4 protein-coding genes are annotated in these 7,497 nt (G+C 34.0%); 2 read left to right on the top strand and 2 right to left on the bottom strand.

Going from position 1 to position 7,497, the window contains the following annotated elements:
* Window positions 1–3,342: type II CRISPR RNA-guided endonuclease Cas9 (gene cas9, locus BBH99_RS06575; RefSeq protein ID WP_165601891.1), on the bottom strand; the 3,342-nt coding region annotated here is incomplete at its 3' end.
* Window positions 3,343–3,619: 277 nt separating this feature from the next.
* Here cas9 and BBH99_RS06570 point away from each other — a divergent pair.
* Together BBH99_RS06570 and BBH99_RS06565 are read left to right on the top strand one after the other, a co-directional pair.
* Window positions 3,620–5,743, top strand: a complete 2,124-nt coding sequence (locus BBH99_RS06570) for a Tex family protein (protein WP_066693637.1) — start codon at window positions 3,620–3,622, stop codon at window positions 5,741–5,743.
* Window positions 5,744–5,928: 185 nt separating this feature from the next.
* On the top strand, window positions 5,929–6,561 hold the full coding sequence (locus BBH99_RS06565; protein ID WP_066693635.1) for an HAD family hydrolase: 633 nt from the start codon (window positions 5,929–5,931) through the stop codon (window positions 6,559–6,561).
* A gap of 93 nt (window positions 6,562–6,654) precedes the next feature.
* Here BBH99_RS06565 and BBH99_RS22325 read toward each other — a convergent pair.
* On the bottom strand, window positions 6,655–7,497 hold an 843-nt coding region (locus BBH99_RS22325; protein ID WP_165601890.1), incomplete at its 5' end, for an XAC2610-related protein.

The following is a 7,497-nucleotide window of genomic DNA, read 5'->3' as shown; positions in this document are numbered from 1 at the left end:
CTTATTATCTTTATCTTCATAAATGGCAATATGATGATTATTTCCTGTCAAAACAAAGCCAATATCTTTACCATTTTTATCTTTTTTAATTGTCTGTAAGTTATTAGCATCAGGACGAGCCAATAAACGAACTGTTATAATCGGAATTTGTTTTTCCTGATTAAACCAAAGAATGTCCTTGAAAGCTTCTTTTTCTTTATTTCCAAATTGAGTAAGTCTTTCTTTTACCAAAAATTTCACTTTTTCATCAACAATATCATCAACCTGATTTGCTTTTAGATTTTGCAATTTATATTTCAGTACTGTTGCATCGTTGTAACAAGATGCCTTTTCCAAAATTTCATTTTTTTCTTCGTTTAAAAAAATGGGGTTTTTCTTTACTGTTGATAAAGCCTTTTTAGAATTATTTTCATTTTCAGAAAGCCTTGTTTCAACAAGATTTCTAATTCTGGAATTGACAATTTTATCTGGGTTTTCAAACAAATATTTTAAAGGCTTATCTTTTTCAATCACTTTTATTTTCCCGTAAACAGATTGTTCGTGTAAAGCGCCTCTTGGAACAATCACACCTGTCTCTTTATTTTTCCCTGCTGCTTTAAACTTAGTTATTGTTGCTACTTTTTTACCTGCTTTAAAAGAAATTAAAATTTTGTCAGCCTCTTCCATTACTTCCTGTGTAGTAAAAGGCTTCTGAGTCTTCAGATATTTTTCTAAAAGTGTAGTCTTTTCATTAAATTCTATTTTAGCTTCTTCCACTTCTTTAATCATCAAATCTTTTGTCTCGCTTGAATTTAAAGTATTTATTCGTTGAATAAAACCTTGCTTAGTACAGGCAATAACCAGAGCATCAATGGCATGATGACGATGATCATCTCTTTTAGTCCAGTTTTCTATTTCTTCCTTTTGATGTTTTCTTTTTCCATGATCGCTCATCCATTCTCTGATGACTGTTTGTCCTAATTCTTTGTATTTAGGCATTTGTAGATTCATCAAAACGTCATCCCAACCCCATAAATTACGAAGCTTTGCAGTAACTCCGCCTTCTGTTGTGGTTACATTATTACATACTTTTTGTAAAATTTCCCTTGATTTACGAGAAATATATTGGGTATCTCTCAATTGCCTGTCAATAAAGTTTTCCCAAAGTTTTTTATCTGTTTCTGTTTCTTTTCCAAGCTTTTTCCTTTCAAGATATTCTTTGTGTGAAACTTTCAGTCTTTGCATTTTACTGTAAGAAATAATTCCTCTTTTGAACCAATCATCTACTCTTTCTGAATATATCCTAACTTCTTCTTCGCCTTTTGCAGTAATGTAATCGTACGCAGTTTGATTGGTTTTTGTAGAGTTACATTTTCGATGAACAAGAACTTTGTTGGTCTGTGAGTCATCAAACAATAAAGCTTTCGGTACGATATGATCCACATCATAAGCATCTCCACTCAAAGCTTCCGTTAAATTAAAAGTTTCCCCACAATAAATGCATTGATTATTGACGTGAGCGTCTTTCAGATTTTTACTAAGTGATGGAAATATGAATTTATATTTCTGAATATAACGCTTGGTTACAGGCAATCCTAATTCAGCCAGTCTTTTGCCTATTTCTTCATTCAGTTTTTTATTTTTAGAATTTTGCAAATCGGCATCGTTTCGCTCATCTTTACTTTGTTTAAGTTCCCTGGCAAGTTCCACTCTAATTTCAGATGGCTTTCCGTATTGCTCAAGAATTGAGTTAACTACATTAATCATCTGATTCAGAATTTTCTCAACGATAGGTTGTCGTAAACTATTTTTAGGAAGAAGTTCTAATCGGTTTAAAGTAGTTTGCTGCTCTCTTTCCACTTTCGTTAAAGAATTGGAATGATTATAACCAGCCAAGCTGCAAGATTGAGAATAATTATAACCTTCCATCAGAAAAGGAAGAATTTTCCTCATCGATTTATTCGATTTATTCCCAAAAGCCTGCTTATTAAAATCAATACGTGATAATTTTTCGGCAATGTCCACATCAAAACCAAATCTTTTAATTAACGCACTTTTACATTCATCTAAATCTTTCAGAGAATAAATGGTATGCCACAATTGATACAATGGTTCTTTCTCTAATGATGCATCAAGTTCAAGACCGGCTCTTTCTTCAAGGATCTCACCTGTTTTCTTATCTATCAATATAGCAGTATGATTTGAAGTAATAATAGAAACATCAAAATTCAAAAGTTCATTACTTCCTAAAACATTGTGAAGAGCTGCATATGTTTCATTTCCTTTAATACCTTTAAGAATTTGTTTATTTACATATACATCTTCTTTTTTTATTTCTAAAATTTCAAGAAGCTTATTAAAACTTAGACTTTCATTTCTGAATAAATAATCTGCTAAAATTTCTTTCTCTTTTAAATCTGGAATTTTCTCACCCCATTTATATTTGCTTCCTTCCGGATTTTTTATTTTCAAGGTAATTGTATTGACTACTTCCCAAATTCTACAAAGCTGAAACAATGGAGATGTTTTAGGAGCAACTTTCGGTCCGACAAACACAACCTTATTTTTGTTTTTTTCCTTATCAAAAATAGTTTTCTCAAAGCCTTCAAATTCACAGATACTCACTAATCCTTTCTGAGACTTTAATTTCCTTTGAAAATAAATGATTTCATTTCTTAATTGGTGAATTACTTTATCTGTAAGAAAATCATGCTTATCTTTTTGAGCATTAATAATAGTATCAAACTCTTCCATATAAGCTTCTCTTGGATAAACCTCTTCTTTGACTTTAAAATACTGCTGATTATTTTTGTCTGAAAAAGCATTAGAAAGTTCTTCATAAAAATATTGTCCAATGGTTTGCCCTCTATCTTTCAGTTGAGCATAACGCCCTTTTACTGCCTGAACATAATCGGTATCTTTTTTATCTGAATTAGCTTCACTTCTGGCAGACTTATAACCTCTTTTCTGATTCAGCATATAGAGAATGCGCCCTAATTGTTCTGCAGAAATATCCTCATTAGGATTAGCAGAGTCACTTCTTAATTTCCATAAATCAAGCATTGGAAGTTTCAACAATTCTTCTGATGGAAAAATATTGTATTTTTTCAGAATTTTCTTTAAATCACTTTTTCTCAATTGTTTTCTATCATACCCTTTCCTCTGAGTACGACTTACTGTTCTACTCTGATTTTTAGTAATTGATAATCCTCTTTGAAATTCTTCTTTATCACTTGTTGACAAAGGAATTATCCTGGAACCCATTGCAATAATCCTAACAGGAATATTATTTTCATCAACTTCAATCAAAGCCCAGCCAATAGAGTTGGTTCCTAAATCTAATCCAAGTATATTTTTATTCATCATTATTAATTTTTAGATACCATATAAAAATAGAAATAAAAAAATTATTCGAAATACGGATTCCCGTAATCACCTAAAAGATTTTTCTTCTATATTTGTAATAATAATTTTGAAAAGCAATTCACAATAAGGATTATTCCGTTGTGAAAACATTTAAGCCCCCTCGTCTTCCAATACGGGGGATTTTTATTATCTAACTTTTCAATTCAAATTTTAGGAGGCGATTCAGGCTTTTTCTCGCTTCAAAACCCTATTTTAGCCTTCCGAAAACAGAACAATGACGACCGTAGAATTTATACAGAAGCAGCTCGATATTTCTGAGAAGAGCATCAACAATACTTTACAATTATTAGCAGAAGACTGTACCATTCCTTTTATTTCCCGTTACAGGAAAGATAAAACCGGAAATCTGGATGAAACGCAGATTGAGCAGATCGCCAAAATCAGTAAACAGTTTGAAGAGATTGTTAAAAGAAAGGAATCCATTTTAAAATCTATAGAAGAACAGGGTGCTCTAAGTGCTGAACTTCAGCAGAGAATAGAAGAAAGCTTTGATATGCAGGAGCTGGAGGACTTATACCTTCCTTTTAAAAAACGCAAGAAAACTAAGGCTGATGCTGCCAAGGAAAAAGGACTGGAGCCTTTAGCCAAGATCATTATGAGCCAGAAAAACAACGATATCCAGTTTCTGGCTTCCCAATATCTGAATAATGAGGTCCCTTCCGAGGAAGAAGCGCTTCAGGGAGCCAGGGATATTATGGCAGAATGGATCAATGAAAATATGTATGTCCGTAAGAACCTGCGTCGTTTGTTCCAGCGTAAGGCTGTTGTTACCTCTAAAGTTGTTAAAGCAAAAAAGGAGGAAGAAGATGCCCAGAAGTTTTCGCAATATTTTGAATGGGAAGAAAACCTCAGCAGAACTCCTTCTCACAGGCTTTTGGCAATGCTCAGAGCAGAAACTGAAGGTTTTGTAAAGATAAATATTGGTATCGATAAGGAAGAGGCCATTGGTTTTATTGAAAAAGCCATCATCAAATCTGATAATGAAAGTTCTGAACAGATTGCTTTAGCGATCAAAGACAGCTATAAAAGACTTCTGGAGCCTGCTATTTCCAATGAAGCTTTACAGGAAGCGAAAGAAAAAGCAGATAAAAAAGCGATTGAGATCTTCTCTGAGAATCTGAGTCAGCTGCTTTTGGCTCCTCCGTTGGGTGAGAAAAGAATCCTGGCTATTGATCCTGGTTACAGAAGCGGCTGTAAAGTGGTTTGCCTGGATGAGAAAGGAGATCTTCTGCATAATGAGACCCTCTACCCTCACGCTCCGCAGAATGAGTCCGGAATGGCCATGAAGAAAATCCGCTCTATGGTGAATGCTTACCATATTGAAGCTATTTCTATCGGAAACGGAACAGCGAGCCGTGAAACGGAATTTTTTATTAAGAAGATTGCTTTTGACAAGCCTTTACAGGTTTTTGTGGTTTCGGAAGCGGGCGCCTCCGTTTATTCTGCAAGCAAAATTGCCAGGGATGAGTTTCCGAATTATGATGTAACCGTTCGTGGTGCTGTTTCTATTGGAAGAAGGCTTTCTGATCCGTTGGCTGAGCTGGTAAAAATTGATCCGAAATCTATTGGTGTCGGGCAATATCAGCATGATGTGGATCAGACTCAATTGAAAAATGAGCTGGATTCTACTGTGATGAAATGTGTAAATTCAGTAGGCATCAATTTAAATACGGCCAGCAAATCCTTATTAAGCTATGTTTCGGGAATTGGAGAAAAAATGGCTGAAAATATTGTGAATTACAGAGCGGAAAATGGTGCTTTTGAAGACAGGAAACAGCTTAAAAAGGTTCCGAGACTCGGTGAAAAGGCCTTCCAACAGGCGGCGGCCTTTGTGAGGATAGCCAATTCAAAAAATCCGCTGGATAATTCTGCGGTACATCCTGAAGCGTATGGCATTGTAGAAAAAATGGCAAAAGATCTGGGCATTAAAACCAATGACCTGATTGCTAATAAAGAAAAAATTGCCCTGATAAAGCCGGAGAATTATATTACCGGAGATATCGGAATTCTGGGAATCAAGGATATTTTAAAAGAACTTGAAAAACCCGGATTAGACCCAAGAAAAGCTGCTAAGGTATTTGAATTCGATCCTAATGTAAAAAGCATTAAAGACCTGAAAGCAGGTATGATTCTTCCGGGAATTGTCAATAATATTACCGCTTTTGGCTGCTTTGTAGACCTTGGCATTAAAGAAAGCGGATTGGTTCACATTTCACAGCTTAAAGATGGCTTTGTTTCTGATGTGAATGAAGTGGTAAAACTGCACCAGCATGTTAGGGTAAAGGTAACTGAAGTGGATGAAGCAAGGAAAAGAGTGCAATTGAGCATGATTTTATAAATACCTTATTCATTATTGTAGGCATTAAGATGTTTTAAGGAGGTAGAGTATTAAATTTTGCTTGCTTTAAGGTATTTACCTATGCGTTTTGTTAATTAAACTTAACTTCTAAACCCGCCATAATGGCTGCATAATTGCTTCATAACATCTGAAAAGATATTATTCATTATTAAACAAGAAACACGTTGAGCTATAAAAATCTAATCTTCGATCTGGATGGAACCTTATGGGATTCCAGAGCAACGATCATCAAAATATGGAATGATGTTTTAGGCAGACATCAGCTGATACAACAGGAACTGAAGCCGGAAGACATGAATCAGTATATGGGTTTACTGGCCCATGATATTCTGAAGGATATGGTTCCCGGGATTTCCGACCTGCAGATCCGGGAACTTCTTTCTGAAGTTGTAGCTGAAGAAAACAAAGTACTGGGGATACAGGGCGGCATTCTGTATCCCAATGTTGAAGAGACCTTGAAAAGCCTTGCCAACACACACAATCTGTTCATTGTAAGCAATTGTCAGGACGGCTATATTGAATCGTTTTTAGAGTATTATCAGTTCAATACCCTTTTCACAGATTTTGAGTCTCATGGACGTACAAAAAAGACAAAGTCAGAAAACATACAGCTTCTCATGAAGAGAAATAGCTTATCCATCGAAGATTCTGTATATGTTGGGGATACACAAACCGATTATGACTCTGCCATATCCAACAACTTGCCGTTTATCTTCTGTGAATATGGCTTTGGAAAGCTTTCTAAAGAGCATGAAGCGCAGGTCTCAGTATTCTCTGATTTAAAAAATTATATTTAGATAAAAGCCGCCCTATAAAGTGTAGGGCGGCCTTATTTTATATCTTGTAGATATAGTTTTTAGGAAAGTATTGGTTTATAAATATTAATAAATTTATTTCTTATTCAACTCTCGTTGTTCAGAAGAAGCCTCCCAGCTTCCATCGGATTTTAGTTTATAAGTGTTTAAGTTAAAATGACAACATCCGACTATACTTTGTGTTTTTATCGTTTTATTCAAAGCATCAATATCTTCAGCCAATATTTTGTGTTGCAAAGGAAACGAGTCTGTTGATGAGAAATTTCCCTCTTTATTTTGAAAATAATATTCATACAATTTACCTGCATTTCCTCCTTGATCCCAAACGATTGCAAAATCCTCCAAACCATCAAAATTAAAATCTTTTACTAAAAAACTATCGCAAGGTAAATCACTATATTCGGCCCATAAATTGGGTTCAAAATGTATTTCCTGTTTTTTTCCACTTTTTTTATCTATTATTATAATCCAAGCAGAAATAGGATGTTTCTGATCTTTTTCATTTGAAAACTCCCCTGCTTCTATTATAAAATTATATTTGCTTGAAAGATTGTTTAATTCACAAGATTTATTTTTTGTTTGACAGGTTTTATTTTCAATGGCTTTTATTTTTTTTTCATTAATAAATAGTGAGGGCTCATATTTTTTAAATTGACATGATATGATTCCTTTATTTCTGTCAATCCATTTTAAAATATAATAAGAAGATTCTTTCTTATCTGTATAGATATAAGTTAAATCCCCTTTGTTTGTTATATGATCTACATTAAAACCAGAATCTTCCATTGGTGTATGATCAACTATTTCAGTGTTATCTATTTCAAAAAACCTGTCACTATCGGTACAATAATAATATTTATCATTTTCCTGATTAATTAAAAACCATTTTCCGAAATATAAATTAACTGTTGGAGTATC

Origin of the sequence: Chryseobacterium contaminans, assembly GCF_001684955.1 — a bacterium.
GTDB classification, from domain to species: domain Bacteria; phylum Bacteroidota; class Bacteroidia; order Flavobacteriales; family Weeksellaceae; genus Chryseobacterium; species Chryseobacterium contaminans.
This window is presented reverse-complemented; position numbering and strand designations above follow the sequence as displayed.

Excerpts from the sequence above, each read along its gene's own strand:
- BBH99_RS06570 (WP_066693637.1), top strand. The coding sequence starts at position 3,620 with ATGACGACCGTAGAATTTATACAGAAGCAGCTCGATATTTCTGAGAAG.